Source organism: Streptomyces sp. ISL-10 (genome assembly GCF_018614575.1).
Lineage (GTDB): Bacteria > Actinomycetota > Actinomycetes > Streptomycetales > Streptomycetaceae > Streptomyces.
Window position 1 is genome coordinate 150,433 of sequence record NZ_JAGGOJ010000018.1, and the last position, 17,571, is coordinate 168,003.

Genomic DNA, 17,571 nt, shown 5'->3' on the forward strand with positions numbered 1-17,571 from the left:
AGCGGAGCGCAGGGCGAGGTCGTCAGCATCGTTATGGATCCTGCGGCATCCGTCCTGAGGACTACCTGGTGGTACGCGTCTCAGTAGCCCGCGGGCCGCACCAGGCCCGTCTCGTACGCGAACACCGCCGCCTGAGTGCGGTCGCGCAGGCCCAGTTTCACCAGGACCCTGCTCACGTGCGTCTTCACGGTCTGCTCGGCGACGACGAGGGCGTGGGCTATCTCCGCGTTGGACAGGCCCTGGGCGATGAGGGACAACACCTCCGTCTCCCGTTCGGTCAGATCGCCGACGCGCTCCTTGAGCGGGGCGCGAGGCGGGCCGGCCGTCCGGGAGAACTCGGTGATCAGCCGCTTGGTGATGTTCGGCGAGAGCAACGCGTCCCCGGCGGCCACGACCCGCACGGCGTGCGCCAGTTCGTCGGCTGACGCGTCCTTGAGCAGAAAACCGGAGGCGCCGGCGCGCAGCGCCTCGTAGACATACTCGTCGAGGTCGAAGGTGGTCAGCACGAGCACTCTGGTCCCCGGGTCGTCCGCGACGACGCGGCGGGTGGCGTCGATGCCGCCGAGCTCGGGCATCCGGATGTCCATCAGGACCACATCGGGCCGCAGCTCGGCAGCCCTGGCCACGGCGTCGAGGCCGTCCACGGCCTGGCCGACGACCTCGATGTCCGGCTCGGCGTTCAGCAGCACGGTGAAACCCTGCCGGACCATCATCTGGTCGTCGGCGATCAGCACGCGGATCGTCATTTCGCTGTCTCCCCCTTGGCAGGTGTGTCTCCCGGCAGGAAGGCCGTCACCTCGTAGCCCCCGTCCGGGGCCGGCCCGGTCGCGAGGTCGCCGCCGAGCATGGCGGCCCGCTCGCGCATGCCCAGCAGCCCGTGCCCGGCCCCCGGTGAGCGCGGGGCGGGGACGCGGGGCGCGGTGTTGGTGACCCGGACGCGCAGACCGGGCCGCGAGAAGGCGAGCTCGATCCGCACCTTCGTGCCGGGCGCGTGCCGGATCGCGTTGCTCAGCGCCTCCTGGACGATCCGGTACGCGGACAGCTCCACGCCCGGCGCGAGCGGACGCGGCTCACCCGCCGACGTGCAGGCGACGCTCAGTCCGGTGGCCCGCGCGTTCTCGACGAGGGCGTCGAGGCGGGCGAGCGTGGGCAGCGGGGCATGCGGGGCGCTCTCGGCCGCCGCCGGGTCCTCCGAACGCAGGACGCCGAGGACGCGGCGGAGCTCGGTGAGGGCGTCGAGCGCGTTCTGCCGGATGCCCGCGAGATTCTCCTTGAGCTCGTCGGTGGGCTCCTGGACCAGGTGCGGGGCGACCTGCGCCTGGATGGAGATCACCGACATGTGATGGGCGACGACGTCATGCAGCTCGCGGGCGATCCGGTTGCGCTCCTCCAGCACCGTGCGCCGGGTGCGCTCCTCGGCGGTCAGCACCTCCTGCTCGACGAGTGCGGCACGCGCCTGGCGGCGGCCGCGCAGGGCTGCGCCGAGCAGCACGACGACCGTGCACAGGACGACCGCGGCCACCCCGGTGGACTGGTAGTCGGCCGCCCCCAGCAAGCCCTGGAGGGCATAGGTGAGGAACGCCGTCAGGCCCAGTGCCGCCGCGGACACCCGGGTGCGCACCCGCAGTGCGAGCAGCAGCAGCACGGCCATGTGCCCCAGGACCCCGGCCCCTGTCCAGGGCCAGGTGAAGTCGTCTGCGTTGCCTCTCAACAGCTGGTGGCGCACCAGCACGGCACCCACCACCATGGCCGCTGTCGACAGCCACCACGCCGCTACCGGCCGCCGCAGCGCGAGCGCCACCGCACCGCCCTGCGCGAACCCGATCAGGAAGCCGATCTGGGGGCCGAGACCGCCGTTGTCCACCAGCTGTGCCGCGCCGCCGAACGTGATCCCGAACGCGGCGATGCAGAGCAGACCGTGCGGGAGCCAGCGCAGCCAGACGAAGGGCGGCAGCGGATCCGACCGGAAGGACCACAGCCCCTCCCACAGCGCCCGCAGCCAGCTCGGAACCCCGCGCAAAAACGCGTGTTGGGTCCCCATGGTCGTCACACGCCCCACCCTAGACACTGCCGTGCACCTCCGCCGCCGCGTCCCGGTCCGGGCAATGCGCCCGCACCACGCGGCCCCCGCCCTTCGGACGGCCGCGCTCGTACGGGAGGAAGGCCGACCGGCACACCAGCAGGGCGAGCGCGAAGACCGGGAGCCAGGCGAGCCGGGCGAGCACCCATGCGCCGTCGTCGGGAACGGTGTGCAGTCCGGGCAGCCGCCCGATGAGCAGCCCGGTGGCCGTCACCGCCATCAACGCCGTCTGGTGCCACAGGAAGACGGTCATCGCGCAGAGGTTGAGCAGCGCGACGGCCGCCCAGGCGGCGGGCCTTGCCAGCGCGCGGCGCAGCGGGCCCAGCAGCAGCAGGGCGGCGCCGCACTGGGCGAGGCCGAAGGTGACGGCGGCGAGCGTCGGAGGGTTGAGGTTGGAGACGGGCTCGCCCGGCACGCCGACCATGGACGCCGGGTATCCGGCCCACGCGACGAGCGCGGCCGTGGCCGCCGTACCGCCCACCAGCAGCGCCAGACGCACGCCCTTGCCGGGCTCCCCCCGGGCCCAGGCCGTGCCGAGGCAGTAGGGCACGAGCCAGCCCGCAGCGATGTTGATCCAGCCCACCGATTCGGGAGCGCCGAGGCCGAAGCGGAACAGGTCCACATGCAGCACGACGGCCAGGGGCCACAGCGGATGCAGGCGGGCGACGAGCGGGGTCGCGGCCGTCAGGACGGCGAACACCAGCAGGAACCACAGCGGGGACAGGGCGAGGGTGAGCAGGGTGCGCACCGTCTGCGGCCCCGTCCCGGCGGCCATCGCGCCCGCGGACACCGCGGTCCACAGCACGAGGACGACGAGCACCGGACGGAACAGGCGGGCGAGCCGGGAGCGCAGCCAGGCGAGATGTCCGCCGGAATACGAGGAGCGGCTGCGGGCGGCGACGTACCCGCCGACGAGGAAGAAGACGGACAGGGTCTGGAAAGCCCAGGAGACGGGGGCGAGTTCGGGCAGGTGCTGGAGCGGGGACGCGGCGCGCAGCGTCCCACCGTCCGCGACGAGTGCGGTGACCAGCCAGTGCCCCAGGACGACGCCGGTGATGGCGAGGGCGCGCAGGGCGTCCACGGCCCGGTCCCTGCCGGGCGGGGTCGCAGCGTCGATCCGGCGGACGAGGGCGCGCGGGTCAGGCACGGGACACCTCCGCCGTGCGTCCGGCCGCGATCAGCGCGAGATTGCGCAGCGCCGTGGAACCGGGCCGCAGGTAGTCGCTGTGGCCGCCGCCGCCCGCGTCGAAGACCCGGGCGCCGAACCCGTCGGCGAGGGGATCCGTACCGAAGCCGACCCCGGCGTCGAGGAGTTCGAGCCGTACGTGCGGGACGTCGGCGATCCAGTCGTCGCCGCCGCGCCCGGCCCAGACGGTGGCGCGGGTGCCCAGGTCGGTGGCGGAGTCCGCGCCGGTGCCGGGGCTGCCGAAGAGGACGATGTCGGACACGTGGGCGCCGTCCAGGCGGTGGGCAGCGCGGGCGCAGACGACGGAGCCGTAGGAGTGGCACAGGAGCGAGAACCCGGCGGTCTCCTTGGCCGCACGCAACTCCCTTATGAATACGTCCAGTCCTTGCGCCGCTTCGTCAGCGCGGCCGCTGGTCAGGACGTCGGTGCCGACGGTCCTCGGGGTTTCGTATCCGAGCCAGGCGACGACGGCGGTACGGTCCGCGCCGGTGCCGCGCAGCTCGCGGTGGAGTGCGGCGGCGCCCGCGCGGAAGCGTTCGTAGGTGTCGAGATGGGTGTCCGAGCCGGGCACGAGGACGGTGATCCGGTCGGCACGGGCGAGGTCCCCGAACACCTCGGCGGTGCGGCCGCCGTCGCGCCCGTCGAACGTGAGGAACTGCCGCCCGTCCGCCGTCATCCTTCGCAGCGCGCGGGCCCGGCCGTGGTCGCCGTGGCCGTCCGCGACGCGGGCCGCCGCGCGGATACCGGCCCGTGTGGCGGCGTACCGGGTGTCCAGCGTGGGCAGTTCGGCGGCGGAGAGCGGTGCGAGGGCGGCCGGCTCCGGCGCGGGCACGGCGGACGGCCGCGCCGCGGCTGAGACCGGGAAGGCCACCGCCGCGGCGACGAGCGCGGCGAGCAGGGTGCGGGGCAGGCGGGACGCCATGGGGGTTCCTTCCGGTCCGGATCGCTGTGTCCGGAACGGACGTTAGGAATCGGACCCCCTGACCGGCGTCCCGCCAGGGAGCGCACTTGCCGCGTACCTCTCAGGTATGACGGGTAGTGCGTCGGGCGGCTCAGGCCCGGAAGGCGTCCGTGTGTTCCGCGGCCCACACGGCGAACGTCCTGGCCGGCCGTCCCGTCACCTTCTCGACTGTGTCGACGACGGTACGGCCCGCCGGCGGGGTGTTCCCGTAGGCCTCCAGCAGGAAGCCGATCACGTCCTCGCCCAGACCGGACGCGCGCCACTGCCCGACGGCCTCCTCCTCGGTCAGCTCGACGAGCCGGATCGCCCGTCCGCGTGCGGCGGCCAGCGTCTCCGTCTTGTCCCTGAGGGTCAGCACCTCAGGTCCGGTGATCACGTACTCCTGCCCGCCGTGGCCGTCCTCGGTCAGGGCGACGGCCGCGACCGCGCCGATGTCGCCCTCGTGCACCATGGCGCTGAGCCGGTCGGTGAACGGCTCGCGCACCTCGTCCGCGGTGCGGACGCCGTCCGCCCATTCCAGGGCGTTGGCCATGAACTCGACCGGCATCAGCACGGTCCAGGGGATGTCGCCGGCCCGCACCGCGTCCTCCAGCAGACTGGGGCCGCCGCCGTGCAGGACGGTGATCCGCCGTACGCCGGCCTCGCGGGCCGACTCAAGGATGCGCGGGCCGGTCTCCAGCGGGGCGAAGTACGGCCCGCCGAAGGTGATCAGATGCAGGCCGGTCACGCCCTCCAGGGCGGCGGCGAGTGTCCCGGGGTCGGTGAGGTCGCCCTGGACGACCTCCACCTCGGGCGGGAAGACGGCCTTGGCGGCGTCGCGGGTCAGGGCGCGGACGGAGTGTCCGCGGCGCAGCAGTTCGGCGACCACCTGGCGGCCGACGGTTCCGGTTGCTCCGGTCACGAGATTCGTCATGGGAAGAACGTAGAAAGACTTGCGGTCAGCTTCCGTCCGCAAGCCCGTGAGCCTTTGTCACCAGGCGAGTTGGGCGATCTCCTCGGCGACGACGGCGCAGGCGTCCGCGGCCGGGTCGATGAGCGGGAAGTGGCCGACCTCCTCCAGCAGGGTCAGCCCGACCGTCTCGCCCGCCTTCGCCGCCGCGGCGACGAACGCCTCGCTCACCGCCTGCGGCACGACGATGTCGGTACGGCCCTGGACGACGACGGTCGCGATGCCCGTGGGCAGCAGCACGGCCGGATCGGTGTGCGCGGCCCGCTGCTCGTACTCCTGCTCCGCGCCCAGCAGTTGGCGCACCGCGCCGTCGCACACGTCGAGGCCGACGGCATGGGCGAAGTCCGCGATCGGGGCGAGCGCGACGACGCCGCGCAGCGGGGGCGGGGCCGGCAGCCGCCAGGGGGATCCGGGGGGCAGGACGTGCCGGGCGGCCGCCCACAGCGCGAGATGTCCGCCTGCGGAGTGCCCGGTGACGACGGTGCGCCGCGGGTCGGCCTGCGGCAGGGCCCGGCGTGCCAGGTCCGGCAGTGCGTCCAGGGCGGCGGCGACGTCGTCGAACGTCTCCGGCCACCGCCCCGCGACCGGCCCCCTCCCGCGCTGCTGCGGGATCTCCCGCCCGCGCCGGTACTCGACGTTGGCGACGGCGAGCCCGCGGCGGGCGAGAAAGTCCGCGAACGGGGTGACGTGCTGCCGGTCGTACGGAGCCCGCCAGGCCCCGCCGTGCAGCAGCACGACGAGCGGCGCGTCGGCCCGGTTGCCGCGGGGCGCGTAGAAGTCGACGACCTGATCGGGATGCTCCCCGTAGGCGGCGGAGGCGTCCGGCGCGACGGCAGGATGCGAGAAGGCCGACGCTTCCTCGGCAGCGTCACGGGCGACGGGGTCCGGCATGTGCTGCTCCAACAGTCCCGCGGTGGCGTACTGACCAGCGCGGACGCTACCAGCTTCCGACGGGGCGGGGCGGGTGGTGCTTTCCCCACCCGCCCCTTTCCCGAAACGGGGCAAGCCCCGGACCCTGTACCGCGCTTCGCGCGGTGTCCTCAATCGCCGGACGGGCTGATTTCGCTCCGCGAAATCCAGCCTCGCCGGCGATTGAGGCGCGGTGCGGGTCCGGGAGGAGCCCGGTTCCGGGGAAGGGCGGGGTGGGGAAACGGCTCCGCGCAGCGGCAATCCAGACCGCTGCGCGGCGGGGCACAGCCCCGAACTGGGCCCGGGGCGGCGCCCCGGCCGTCAGCCCCGGACTACTTCCGACAGCACCCGCGCCGCCCGCTCCGCGTCCCCGAAGCCCACGTACAGCGGCGTGAAGCCGAACCGCAGCACGTCCGGGCGGCGCAGGTCACCGATCACGCCCCGGGTGATCAACTCCCGCATCACCCGCGGCGCGTCCTCGCAGCGCAGCGCGACCTGACTGCCCCGTTCCGCGTGCGCGGAAGGGGTCAGCGAGGCCACCGCCCCGGCCGGGACGTACGCATCGACGCACTCCAGGAAGAAGTCCGTCAGCGCCAGGCTCTTGGCCCGCACCGCGTCGATCGAGACCCCGTCCCACACATCCAGCGCCGCCTCCAGCGCGAGCATGGACAGGATGTCGGGGGTGCCGACCCGGCCGCGGACGGAGCCGGTTCCGGGTTCGTAGCCGGGTGTCATCGCGAACGGGTCCGTGTGCGAGTTCCACCCCGGCAGCGGGGAGTCGAACGCTGCCTGGTGGCGCTGCGCCACGTACAGGTACGCCGGTGAACCGGGCCCGCCGTTCAGGTACTTGTAGGTGCAGCCGACCGCCAGGTCCACGCCGTGCTCGTCCAGCCCCACCGGCAGCGCTCCCGCGCTGTGGCACAGGTCCCAGACCGCGAGCGCTCCCGCTTCGTGGACCGCCGACGTCAGCGCCGGCAGGTCGTGCAGCCGGCCCGAGCGGTAGTCGACGTGGTTGACCAGGGCCGCCGCGGTGTGCGGGCCGAGCGCCGCGGGCAGATCCGCCGGGGTCACCGGCACCAGCCGCTTGCCCGTCATCCGGGCCGCCGACTCGGCGATGTACCCGTCCGTGGGGAACGTGGTGGCGTCCACCAGGACGTCCGTACGCGCCGGATCGTCCACCAGGCGCACCGCGCCGACAACTGCCTTGAAGACGTTGACACTTGTGGAGTCACCGACGACCACCTGGCCCGGTGCCGCGCCCACCAGCGGCGCGATCCGGTCGCCGATCCGCTCCGGCGCCGTCCACCAGCCGCTCTCGTCCCACGAACGGATGCGCAGCTCGCCCCACTGTCGCGTCACCACATCCGCGACGCGGGAGGGCACATGCGCGGGCAGCGCGCCCAGCGAGTTGCCGTCCAGGTACACGGCGTCGTCCAGGGCGAACAGCTTTCGCGCACCGGCGAGTTCGTCTGCGGCGTCCAGCGCCGCGGCCTTCCCGGCCAGGAACTCAGACATGGCTGCGCGCCGTCCACAGCTCCGGGAAGACGTTCTTGCGGGCCCGCTTCTCCAGCCAGGAGACGCCGGCCGAACCGCCCGTGCCGACCTTCGAGCCCATCGCCCGCCGCGTCGCCACCAGGTGGTCGTTGCGCCATCGCCACACCAGCTCGCCGACATCGGTGAGCGCCTCGCCGAGGCGCACCAGCTCGGATTCGTGGTCCTCGGCGGCGTACAGCTCGGCCCACGCCCGCTCGACCTGCTCGGACGGCTCGTACTTCTGCGACAGGTCCCGCTCCAGCACCTCTGCAGGTATCGCGTACCCGCGCCGTGCCAGCAGCCTGAGCACCTCGTCGTAGAGGCTCGGCTCGTACAGGGCCTTCTCCAGCTCCGCGTGCACCCGCGGCGCGCCGCGGTGCGGCACCAGCATCGACGCCGACTTCTCGCCGAGCAGGAACTCCATGCGCCGGTACATCGCCGACTGGAAGCCGGAGCCCTCGCCGAGCGCGTCGCGGTAGGCGTTGAACTGCGCGGGGGTCAGATTGGCGATCGGCCGCCAGGAGGCGTTGAGGGCCTCCAGTTCCCGTACGGAGCGCTTCAGCGCGTCCATCGCCACGGGAATGCGGTCCTCGCGCAGCGCACGCGCCGCGGTCTCCCATTCGTGCACGACGACGGTGAACCACAGCTCCATGACCTGCGTCGTGACCAGGAAGACCATCTCGCCCGGATCGTCCGAGCGGGGGTGCTGGAGGTGGGTGAGGACATCCGCCTGGACGTAGTCCTCGTACGGAGTGGTGCCCGCGAAATCCAGATTCGGGGCGGCGTCATGTGACATTGCTGTCTCCTCGACGAATCCGGGTAGCGGTCCGCCCCTTCCTGTATCGGTGTGGGCCCCGGTCCCCACCGGCATCATAAGACGAGGTTCACGCGGGCGGGCCGGTGAGATACGTCCCGTCCTCGTCGAAGGGCCAGGCGTTGGAAAGGCAGCCGTTCAGGCCCTTGATCTGCTGCATCATCACCGGTGCGGGGCGCCCCGGACCGGGGCAGCCCATGTGCTGCCGGATGCCGATCTCGTGCCCCACCTCGTGGTTGATGATCAGGTGCCGGTACTCGGCGGGCGTCCCGGCGAACGTCGGTGAGCCCAGCATCCACCGCTTCAGATTGACGACGACGCCCTCGACGGTCTCGCAGTTCAGCTCGCCGCGGGTGTTCAGGCCCTGGGCGAGGCAGAGGCGGTCGGCGGTGACCGGGGTGGCGATCCTGATGACGAAGTCGGCGTTCGAGGAGACGAGCTGGAACCGGCCGCGGCCGTGGGCGGCCCAGCCCCGCGGGTGGGCGAGTATGTCCTCGATCTCGGCCGCGGCCTGCCGTGCGGACAGGTCGATGCCGTCCTCGACCTCGACCTTGTAGCGGCGCAGGGTGCCGGTGCCGGTCGCCGCGCCGGTCGCCTGCGCCACGGTGAAGGTGCCCTTGCCGGACGCGGGTACCTTCGGCGGTCCGCTCGCCGGTGTGGACGCCTTGGGCGACGCGGACACGGTGGGGCGCGGCGACGCGGATGCGGACGGCTCGGGGTCGGGGTCGGGCTCGGGGTCGGGGCCGGGGTCGGGGTCGGGCGAGGCCACGGGAGACATCAGCGGCTCGACGCGGGGCGTGGCGGCCGGGGCGGCGGACCCGGCGACGGCCTGGCCGCTGCGCCAGTGGGCGAGTGCGGCGCCGCCGCCGACGGACAGGAGCCCGACGAGGAGGCCGAGCACGAGGAGCGGAGCGAGCGGACGGCGGCGGGACGGGGCCCCGCGGCCACGCACACGTCGTCGTCCGGTGGCGGCGCGCTTGCCCACGACAGACTTCTCCCCTGGTTCGGCCGGTGCCCTGGGGGAGGGTGTGGGCCTCTGCTCCGGCGGTGCACTTCCGCTGCTCCCAGGTAAATCGACAGCGCGTGCGAACATACCCGGCCACCGGACGGTGGATCCCCGTGACGGCCCTGGTCCCCGTGGCCCTCCCGGGACCAGGACGCCGCCCACGACGCCGCGGTTCCTTGCCGGGGCCGGGTGCTGGGGGCCGACGGCCCAGGGCCCTTTCCGGGCGGCGCACGTGGGGGAAGTGACCGAGACCACCCGTCGGCGGTCCACCCGGTGGTCCCGGTCCGGTGCCGTGCGCCGGTGGCAGACTTCAGCCATGAACCTTCACGAGAACCTGCTCGGCGGACCGCCCCCGACTCATCTGCCGGAGAACGAAGAGGCCTACCGGATGCTCGCGGAGCAGTCCGCGGCGCCCACCGAGGTCGCCGCCGCGCACCCGACCTTCTCCCTCGCCTGGGCCATGCTGGCCGACGACGCCTTCGAGGCCGGTCGTGTGGTGGAGTCGTACGCGTACGCCCGGACGGGGTACCACCGCGGGCTCGACGCCCTGCGCCGCTCGGGGTGGAAGGGCCATGGCCCCATTCCCTTCAGCCACCGCGCCAACCGCGGCTTCCTGCGCTGCCTGGCCGCACTGGCGCGAGCCGCCGACGCCATCAAGGAGACGGAGGAGGCGGAGCGCTGCTGGCAGTTCCTCAAGGACAGCAGCGAAGAGGCGCACGCGGAACTGAAGCGCTGATCCACCCCTGCGACGCCTGAGGGGGCGGGCACATCGAGCCCCGCCAACGCTTGAGGGGAGCGGGTCAACCCGCCCCCGCCGGCACCTGAGGGGGCAGGCACATTCCAGCCCCGCCGGCGTTTGAGGCGCGGGGCTCGGGGCTGAGCCCCGACATCAGCGCGGGCCACCCGCCCCCGCCGACACCAGAGGGGGCAGGCACATTCCAGCCCCGCCGGCGTTTGAGGCGCGGGGCTCGGGGCTGAGCCCCGACATCAGCGCGGGCCCCGCGGGATCGCTCACGCGGCGGGCCCGTCCTCCCCCGCCACCCTCGGCTCCAGCGGCGGGGCCGACACGCCGCAGTTGATCCGGCACTCCGGATGGGAGCGTTCCGCCAGGGGCGGGGTGCGGACGGTCGCCCAGGCGATCACCGCACCCGCCACCAGCACCCCCGCGCACATCGGGATCGCCCGGCGGAACGTCTCCCCGAATTCCTCCGCCGAGCGGTACGCCTCCGGCCCCATGCCCGCCAGCAGCGGCAGCGCCGCCACCGCGAGCAGACCGGCCGCGCGGGCCGCCGCGTTGTTGATGCCGCTCGCGATGCCGGCCCGGCCGGTGTCCACGGCCGCCAGCACGGTCGCGGTGAGCGGGGCGACGAGGGTCACCATGCCCAGGCCCATGACCGCCATCGCGGGCAGGACGTCCCTGACATAGGAGGCGCCCTCGCCGACCCGGAGCATCAGCATCGTCCCCGCGGCGCACAGCAGCGGGCCGACGGTCAGCGGGATGCGCGGGCCGATCCGTTCGCCGAGCTCTCCCGACTTCGCCGACAGCAGGAGCATCAGCACGGTGGTCGGCAGCAGCGCCGTGCCCGCGCCGAGCGCCGAGTACCCGGCGACGACCTGGAGCTGCAGCGCGACGAGGAAGAAGAACCCGCCGAACGCCGCGTACACACACAGCGTCACCAGGTTGACCGCCGTGAACTGCCGCAGCGCGAAGATCGACAGTGGCAGCATCGGGTCGGGCCGCCGCCGCTCGACGAGGACGAAGAACGCACCCACGAGCACGCCGACGAGACCCGGCCACACCGTCGCGTCGATGAGGGCGTACGTCACCAGGCCCAGCGCCGCCGCGCCGAGCACGGCGCCCAGGACGTCGAAGCGGCCCGCAGCCCGCGGGTCGCGCGACTCGGGGACGTGCCGCAGCGCCACGGGCACGCACAGCGCGGCCAGCGGCACGTTGAGCAGGAACACCCAGCGCCAGCCGGGCCCGTCGGCGAGCCAGCCGCCGATGAACGGCCCGACCGCCGCAGCGACGCCGCCGAGCCCGGACCACAGCCCGACCGCGCGGGCCCGGTCGTCGGGATGGAAGCTCCCCTGGATCAGTGCCAGCGACCCCGGGGTGAGCAGCGCGCCGCCGACGCCCTGCAGGGCGCGGGCGGCGACCAGTACGCCACCGTTCGGCGCCAGTCCGCACAGCAGCGAGCCGATCGCGAACCAGACCACTCCGAGCAGGAAGATCCGCCGTCTGCCATAGCGGTCGCCGAGCGCCCCGCCGAGCAGGATGAGCGCGGCCAGCGTGAGCATGTAGGCGTTGACGGTCCACTGCAGGACGGCCAGGTCGGCGTCGAGGTCCCTGCCGATGCGGGGCAGGGCGACGTTGACGACGGTCGAGTCGAGCAGGGCCATGCCGGACCCGAGGACGGTGGCGAGCACCACCCACCGCCCCTGGGCCGAGGACAGCCTGATCTCCATACGGGCATCCTTGCGGCCCCGGCGGCGGCGGGCTAGTCCAGAAACTCCGACGTGGCCAGGAGATGGGCGAGGTCGCCCGGCTCCGGGGCACCCGCCCATCCTGGCTGCCGGGCACTGACGTCCCGTACGACCCGTACGACCGGCGCGTACGAGAAGGGTCCGGCACCGCATCCGGTGCCGGACCCTTCCCCACGGCCCTACATGGCCCCGAGCCCTACCGGACCTGGGACCTGGGACCTACTTGATCCTGGTGCTCGTGGAGCGCAGCGCCGAGCACGCCTCGACCACGCGCTGGGCCATGCCCGCCTCGGCCAGCTTGCCCCAGCTGCGCGGGTCGTAGGCCTTCTTGTTGCCGACCTCGCCGTCGACCTTCAGGACGCCGTCGTAGTTGCGGAACATGTGGTCCACAACAGGGCGCGTGAAGGCGTACTGGGTGTCGGTGTCGAGGTTCATCTTCACGACGCCGTTCTCCAGCGCGGTGCTGATCTCCTCGGCCGTCGAGCCGGAACCGCCGTGGAAGACGAAGTCGAACGGTGCGTTCGTGCCGTACTTCTCGCCGACGCCCTGCTGGAGGTCCTTGAGCAGCTCGGGACGGAGCACCACGTTGCCCGGCTTGTAGACGCCGTGCACATTGCCGAACGAGGCGGCCAGCAGGTAGCGGCCCTTCTCGCCCAGGCCGAGCGCCTCGGCGGTGCGCAGCGCGTCGTCGACGGTGGTGTACAGCTCGTCGTTGATCTCGTGCGAGACGCCGTCCTCCTCGCCACCGGTCGGGGTGATCTCGACCTCAAGGATGATCTTGGCGGCGGCGGCCTGCGCCAGCAGCTCCTGACCGATGGCCAGGTTGTCGGCGAGCGTCTCGGCGGAGCCGTCCCACATGTGGGACTGGAAGAGCGGATTGCGGCCGGCCTTCACGCGCTCGGCGGAGATGTCGAGCAGCGGACGTACGTAGCCGTCGAGCTTGTCCTTCGGGCAGTGGTCCGTGTGCAGCGCGACGGTGATGTCGTACTTGGCGGCGACGATGTGCGCGAACTCGGCCAGGGCGACAGCGCCGGTGACCATGTCCTTGTTGTGCTGGCCACCCAGGAACTCGGCTCCGCCGGTGGAAATCTGGATGATGCCGTCGCTCTCGGCCTCCGCGAAGCCACGCAGGGCAGCGTGCAGGGTCTGGGACGAGGTCACGTTGATGGCGGGGTAGGCGAACTTGCCTGCCTTCGCCCGGTCGAGCATCTCGTTGTAGACCTCGGGAGTCGCGATGGGCATGTGTCCGCTCCTTGTGATGTGCGGGTATGTGGTGCTGGCCCTGACCTGGGGGCGACGTCATCGTCGCGGCCTATCTTTCCAGACTCTCCGCCCGGCTCCACAGTGCCCGCCGTGCCCGGATGTGCCAAGGGCGTCCTGTTTCACGTGAAACAGAACGCCCATGACCATCAGCCCAGGTCAGCGGCCCGACCAGGTGGTCGGCAGGGACCTCAGGCGAGGCCGAGCTCTTCGAGGGAGTACGCGTTGACGTACGGCAGCCCCGCCTCGGCGATCTTCGGGGCGGCACCGCGCTCGACGATCACGGCGACGGCGACGACCTGGCCGCCCGCCTCCCGTACCGCCTCGACAGCCGTCAGCGGGGAGCCGCCGGTGGTGGAGACGTCCTCGACGATCAGGCAGCGGCGGCCCTTCACATCGGTGCCCTCGATCCGGCGCTGCATACCGTGCGCCTTGCCGGCCTTGCGGACGACAAAGGCGTCGAGCCGCTGACCGCGGGCGGCCGAGGCGTGCAGCATCGAGGTCGCGACCGGGTCCGCGCCCAGGGTGAGACCGCCGACGCAGTCGTAGTCGAGGTGGGCGGTGGCGTCGAGCATGACCTGGCCGACCATCGGCGCGGCCTCGCCGTCGAGCGTGATCCGGCGCAGATCGATGTACCAGTCGGCCTCGATACCCGAGGAGAGGGTCACCTTGCCGTGCACGACGGCCTTGTCCTTGATCTGCTGGAGCAGCTCTGCACGTACATCAGTCATGCCCATGAGCTTAGGGCCTTTCCCCCCGGCGCCTTCGTCCGCTCGACCCCGTCCGCCGGCGCCGCCCCCTCACAGCCGGCGCCAGGTCCACGTCGTCGCGATCTCCAGCGGATCGATCGGGGTCACGAACCGGGGGTGGGTGTTCAGACCGTTCGGCGGGCCGGACTGCGGCTCCACACAGACGGCCTCGGCCTGCTCGTCGTAGATGACCACCCACTCCGCACGGGAGGCGACCGTCAGTTCCAGCTGCCCGGGCCACGTCAGACTGACCGACACGCCGTCGGGCATGCCGAAGCAGTCGTCCCAGGGGCCGGGGAGCGGGTCGATGCGACCGCCCGTCGGCAGGTGGTCCTCGCCGCGCTCCTCCTGCCACGCCGGCGTGAAGTCGATGCGGACGTCCTCGCCGCCGCCGAGGTTGCGCAGGAACCAGGGGTGCCAGCCGGCCTGCGCGGGGAACGAGGTGCCGTAGGTCTCCACCCCCAGCGCGACGGTCAGCGAGTCCTCCGTCAGCTCGAAGGTCTGCGTGACCCGGCCGGTGTACGGCCAGGGCTCGGCGAGGTCGTAGGTGAACGCGGCCTCGCTCTTGCCCGCCGTGGCGGTGCGCCAGGCGGTGTCGCGGCCGGTGCCGTGGATGGCGTGCGGGGCCGCGTTGAGCGGGAGTTGATGGACGACGTCCCCGTTGCGGAACTGCCCGTTTCTGGTGCGGCCGCACCAGGGGACCATGGGGAACGTGCCGTACCGCTCGCCCTGGCGCAGCACCTCGGTGCCGCCGATGCGCAGGCTTCCGATACGGCAGCCGTTGTCCGGACGCACGGTCAACTCGACGTCGCCTGCGCCCAGCCGGACGCTCTCTTCGCTACTCACACGACGACACTAGCCCGCACTACCTGCGGCGGCGCAGCACACGGCCGATGACGACCGCGGAGGCGACCGCGAGCGCCGCGGCGGGCGCGATCCATCGCAGGGTGGCGCCGGAACCGGCCGCGTCGGGACCCGGGGTGGGGGCGTAACGGCCGCGCGGCGGCGCGTGGTCGACCTCTTCGGCGCTCCGGCCGATCATCGTGCGCCGCGCATGGGCGGCCTCGGCGGCCGGCTCCCCGGGCATGCCCGAGAGCTCGTCGAGACCTTCGATGTCGTCGAGAGCGTCCAGGTCCTCGATGTCGTCGAGGTCGTCGTCGTTGTCGTTGTCGTTGCCGGAGGCGTCGAGACCGGCGAACTCCTCCTCGGCGGCGGGGCCGAGAGACGGCGGGGGCACAGGTGCGTCGAAGACGGAAGGGGCCTCGTCGCCGGGCGCGGCGGAGTCGGGCGAACCCGACGCCTCCACGTCGTCGGCCTCCACCGGGGCTGCGCCGGCAGCGGAGACGTCGGAGGCGGACACGTCGGCGGCCGAACTCCCGGCCCGAGCCCCCTCGTTCGAGGCGTCCTCAGAGGCCTTGCCCGAGGCATCGTCCGACGTCTCCTGCGACGACACGGGCGGGGCGTCGAAGGCCGCTGCCGCCAGCGCCTCCGCGAACCGGTCCAGAAGACGATGGGCGGCGGACGTGCGCCCGGACGCCTCCAGGTCCGCGAGCCGGCCGTCGGCCGTCGACGAGCCGCTGAACGTCAGCGTCGTACCGCCGTCGGTCGGCTCCGGGCCGATCGTCAGCGCGATCTTCACCGAGCCGCTGCCGCGCGCCTCCCCGCCCTCGCCCTCCACCGCGAAGGTGCGGCCCTGCTCCACGAGACGCAGGGTGCCGCGGTAGGTGATGGTGTGGCTGCCGACGCGGACCTTGAGTCTGCCCGAGAGCGGTTCCGCCGATTCGTCGGCATCCTGTTGGAGCCCCGGAATGCAGCGGGCGACCCGGGCGGGATCCCGCAGCACCTGTCGGAGGGTCTCAGCCGGAACCGGTACGAACACCTCATGCTCCATGGAACCCGAGCCTACTCAGCCGGGCCCGCCGCGTCTGCCTTCGCGCGCGAGATCCCCGGCACGGCCCGTCGCACATCCCTTCGCGCGGCCCTTCCTCCGAGGGGTGGAACGCCGTTTCAGCGGGAGTAGCGGGGGTGCACCAGCGTCGACGGTTCGAGACCGGGCACCCGCGTGCGTTCGGCCGCGCGCCCGTAGGCGGCGAGTTCGTCCACGAGTGGCGAGCGCAGCGGCGGCATGCCGTCATCCAGGGTGAGATGCGGGACGCGGCCCGCCGAGGCGAGCAGGAAGCCCCGGCCGCCTCTGGTCCGCTCCCCGCTGCCGGAGCGGTCGCCCCCGCCGCCCGGATCACGGTCGAGGTAGGCGGCGGTGGAGAACCCGGCCGCCCGCAGCGTCGCGTCGACGGTCCAGTACGCACGCGGACGGGCCGCGGGCCCCGCGTGGACGGCCAGGCGTCCGCCCGGGGCGAGGGCCCGGCGGACGAGGCCGTAGAACTCCAGCGAGTACAGCTTGGTGGCGTCGGTGACGCCGGGGTCGGGCAGGTCCGAGACGATCACGTCGTACCGCCCCCGGTGCGCGAGGCGCAGCCAGGAGAACGCGTCCGCCGTGACCACGCGCAGTCCGGGGTCGTCATAGACATGGCGGTTCAGCGTGGTGAGCGCCGGGTCCGTGCGGGCGAGCCGTACGAGCCCGGGGTCCAGTTCGACGATGGTCACCGAGTCGACGTCCCCGTAGCCCAGCGCCTCGCGCGCGGCGAGGCCGTCGCCGCCGCCGAGGATCAGCACGCGCGCGTGCGGCCCGTTCATGGCGGGGTGGACGAGCGCTTCGTGGTAACGGTGCTCGTCGCGGCCGCGCACCGTCAGCTGCCCGTCGATGAAGAGGTCGGGCGCCTGGGACGGCCGGCCGGTGAGGACGATCTCCTGCACGCCGGTGTGCACGGCCACCCGCACCTGGTCGCCGTACAGCGCCCTGCGCGCGGCCCGCTCGAAGTCGCCGACGAGCGCGGTCGCGAGGGCGAGCAGGGCGAGCACCACCCCGTTGAGCACCAGCAGCCGCAGCCGCCAGCGTGCCGACATCTCCCCCCGGAACAGCCACAGCACCAGCACGGAGCCCGCCACCCCGTTGACGCAGCCGGTCACCAGCGCGCCCGTCAGTTCACCCAGCCAGGGCAACAACAGGAACGGGAAGGCGAGTCCACCGACCAGCGCGCCCACGTAGTCGGCGGCGAACAGGTCGGCGACGGTGCCCTCCGCGTCCCGGCGCGAGACGCGCTGGATCAGGGCCATCAACAGAGGTAACTCCGCGCCGATCAGCACCCCGATCGCGAGGGAGAACGCCACCAGCGCGACGCGCGAGCCGCCCATCCAGGCGAAGGCCGCGTACAGCACCATCGCCGAGGTGCCGCCGACCAGCGCGAGCACCGCCTCCAGCACGCCGAAGCCGACCGCCGCGCGGCAGCGGAGCCGTTTGGCGAGCAGCGAGCCCACGCCCATCGCGAAGACCATGACGGACAGCACCACGGACGCCTGGGTGACGGAGTCGTCGATCAAGTACGCGGCGAGCGCGACCAGTTCGAGCTCGTAGACCAGTCCGCAGGCGGCGCAGACGAAGGCCGCGAGCAGAACGAGACCGCGGCCGGCGTCCGGGCGCACGGGCAGCACCACCGTGTCGGGGGGCAAGGATGCGAGCTGCCGATCGACCATTCCCGTAACGCTACGTCTCTGGCCGCGCACGGCTTGTCACCCAAAGGTG

16 protein-coding genes are annotated in these 17,571 nt (G+C 72.9%); 1 reads left to right on the forward strand and 15 read right to left on the reverse strand.

The window, feature by feature from the left end:
* Window positions 1–80: 80 nt before the first annotated feature.
* From J7E88_RS22850 to J7E88_RS22890, 9 genes are all read right to left on the reverse strand, one after another.
* Window positions 81–746 (reverse strand): response regulator transcription factor, encoded by a 666-nt coding sequence (locus J7E88_RS22850; RefSeq protein WP_215183994.1) that lies wholly within the window; start codon window positions 744–746, stop codon window positions 81–83.
* Window positions 743–2,041 (reverse strand): sensor histidine kinase, encoded by a 1,299-nt coding sequence (locus J7E88_RS22855; RefSeq protein WP_215184135.1) that lies wholly within the window; start codon window positions 2,039–2,041, stop codon window positions 743–745. Before J7E88_RS22855 ends, J7E88_RS22850 begins: the two co-directional genes overlap by 4 nt.
* Window positions 2,042–2,060: 19 nt before the next feature.
* A complete protein-coding gene (locus J7E88_RS22860; protein WP_215183996.1) occupies window positions 2,061–3,227 on the reverse strand; it encodes an acyltransferase in 1,167 nt (388 codons plus the stop codon).
* Entirely contained in the window at window positions 3,220–4,188 is a 969-nt protein-coding gene (locus J7E88_RS22865) for an alpha/beta hydrolase (RefSeq protein ID WP_215183998.1), read from the reverse strand. The genes J7E88_RS22860 and J7E88_RS22865 overlap by 8 nt, the downstream gene beginning before the upstream one ends.
* Window positions 4,189–4,318: 130 nt before the next feature.
* Window positions 4,319–5,140 (reverse strand): SDR family oxidoreductase, encoded by an 822-nt coding sequence (locus J7E88_RS22870; RefSeq protein ID WP_215184000.1) that lies wholly within the window; start codon window positions 5,138–5,140, stop codon window positions 4,319–4,321.
* Between the two features lie 57 nt (window positions 5,141–5,197).
* A complete protein-coding gene (locus tag J7E88_RS22875) occupies window positions 5,198–6,067 on the reverse strand; it encodes a S9 family peptidase (protein ID WP_215184002.1) in 870 nt (289 codons plus the stop codon).
* A 339-nt stretch (window positions 6,068–6,406) separates the two neighbouring features.
* Window positions 6,407–7,600: a kynureninase gene (gene kynU, locus J7E88_RS22880; RefSeq protein ID WP_215184004.1), complete on the reverse strand. Its 1,194-nt coding sequence runs from the start codon at window positions 7,598–7,600 to the stop codon at window positions 6,407–6,409.
* Window positions 7,593–8,414 carry a tryptophan 2,3-dioxygenase family protein gene (locus tag J7E88_RS22885; protein ID WP_215184006.1) on the reverse strand — a complete coding sequence of 274 codons (822 nt, stop codon included), beginning with the start codon at window positions 8,412–8,414 and terminating at the stop codon, window positions 7,593–7,595. The genes kynU and J7E88_RS22885 overlap by 8 nt, the downstream gene beginning before the upstream one ends.
* An 88-nt stretch (window positions 8,415–8,502) precedes the next feature.
* Window positions 8,503–9,417, reverse strand: a complete 915-nt coding sequence (locus J7E88_RS22890) for a DUF3152 domain-containing protein (protein ID WP_308307575.1) — start codon at window positions 9,415–9,417, stop codon at window positions 8,503–8,505.
* A gap of 337 nt (window positions 9,418–9,754) precedes the next feature.
* On the opposite strand from J7E88_RS22890, the gene J7E88_RS22895 reads away from it, so the two are divergent.
* Complete coding sequence (locus tag J7E88_RS22895) at window positions 9,755–10,174, forward strand: DUF3151 domain-containing protein (protein WP_215184008.1); 420 nt, start codon at window positions 9,755–9,757, stop codon at window positions 10,172–10,174.
* Between the two features lie 275 nt (window positions 10,175–10,449).
* Here J7E88_RS22895 and J7E88_RS22900 read toward each other — a convergent pair whose 3' ends face one another.
* The 6 genes from J7E88_RS22900 to J7E88_RS22925 all read right to left on the reverse strand — a co-directional run bounded on the left by J7E88_RS22900 (window position 10,450) and on the right by J7E88_RS22925 (window position 17,522).
* On the reverse strand, window positions 10,450–11,904 hold the full coding sequence (locus J7E88_RS22900; protein ID WP_215184010.1) for an MFS transporter: 1,455 nt from the start codon (window positions 11,902–11,904) through the stop codon (window positions 10,450–10,452).
* Between the two features lie 237 nt (window positions 11,905–12,141).
* Entirely contained in the window at window positions 12,142–13,164 is a 1,023-nt protein-coding gene (gene fbaA / locus J7E88_RS22905) for a class II fructose-bisphosphate aldolase (RefSeq protein ID WP_215184012.1), read from the reverse strand.
* A 209-nt stretch (window positions 13,165–13,373) separates the two neighbouring features.
* Entirely contained in the window at window positions 13,374–13,913 is a 540-nt protein-coding gene (gene pyrE, locus J7E88_RS22910) for an orotate phosphoribosyltransferase (RefSeq protein ID WP_215184014.1), read from the reverse strand.
* A gap of 69 nt (window positions 13,914–13,982) precedes the next feature.
* Window positions 13,983–14,777: an aldose 1-epimerase gene (locus tag J7E88_RS22915; protein WP_215184016.1), complete on the reverse strand. Its 795-nt coding sequence runs from the start codon at window positions 14,775–14,777 to the stop codon at window positions 13,983–13,985.
* 19 nt (window positions 14,778–14,796) lie between these two features.
* Window positions 14,797–15,822 (reverse strand): SRPBCC domain-containing protein, encoded by a 1,026-nt coding sequence (locus tag J7E88_RS22920; protein WP_215184018.1) that lies wholly within the window; start codon window positions 15,820–15,822, stop codon window positions 14,797–14,799.
* Between the two features lie 116 nt (window positions 15,823–15,938).
* Window positions 15,939–17,522, reverse strand: a complete 1,584-nt coding sequence (locus J7E88_RS22925) for a polyamine aminopropyltransferase (RefSeq protein ID WP_215184020.1) — start codon at window positions 17,520–17,522, stop codon at window positions 15,939–15,941.
* Window positions 17,523–17,571: the final 49 nt, after the last annotated feature.

Coding starts and splice junctions, on each gene's coding strand:
- kynU (WP_215184004.1), bottom strand. CDS start 7,600: ATGTCTGAGTTCCTGGCCGGGAAGGCCGCGGCGCTGGACGCCGCAGAC.
- J7E88_RS22875 (WP_215184002.1), bottom strand. CDS start 6,067: ATGCCGGACCCCGTCGCCCGTGACGCTGCCGAGGAAGCGTCGGCCTTC.
- J7E88_RS22855 (WP_215184135.1), bottom strand. CDS start 2,041: ATGGGGACCCAACACGCGTTTTTGCGCGGGGTTCCGAGCTGGCTGCGG.
- J7E88_RS22885 (WP_215184006.1), bottom strand. CDS start 8,414: ATGTCACATGACGCCGCCCCGAATCTGGATTTCGCGGGCACCACTCCG.
- fbaA (WP_215184012.1), bottom strand. CDS start 13,164: ATGCCCATCGCGACTCCCGAGGTCTACAACGAGATGCTCGACCGGGCG.
- J7E88_RS22900 (WP_215184010.1), bottom strand. CDS start 11,904: ATGGAGATCAGGCTGTCCTCGGCCCAGGGGCGGTGGGTGGTGCTCGCC.
- J7E88_RS22895 (WP_215184008.1), top strand. CDS start 9,755: ATGAACCTTCACGAGAACCTGCTCGGCGGACCGCCCCCGACTCATCTG.
- J7E88_RS22850 (WP_215183994.1), bottom strand. CDS start 746: ATGACGATCCGCGTGCTGATCGCCGACGACCAGATGATGGTCCGGCAG.
- J7E88_RS22870 (WP_215184000.1), bottom strand. CDS start 5,140: ATGACGAATCTCGTGACCGGAGCAACCGGAACCGTCGGCCGCCAGGTG.
- J7E88_RS22925 (WP_215184020.1), bottom strand. CDS start 17,522: ATGGTCGATCGGCAGCTCGCATCCTTGCCCCCCGACACGGTGGTGCTG.
- J7E88_RS22920 (WP_215184018.1), bottom strand. CDS start 15,822: ATGGAGCATGAGGTGTTCGTACCGGTTCCGGCTGAGACCCTCCGACAG.
- J7E88_RS22865 (WP_215183998.1), bottom strand. CDS start 4,188: ATGGCGTCCCGCCTGCCCCGCACCCTGCTCGCCGCGCTCGTCGCCGCG.
- pyrE (WP_215184014.1), bottom strand. CDS start 13,913: ATGACTGATGTACGTGCAGAGCTGCTCCAGCAGATCAAGGACAAGGCC.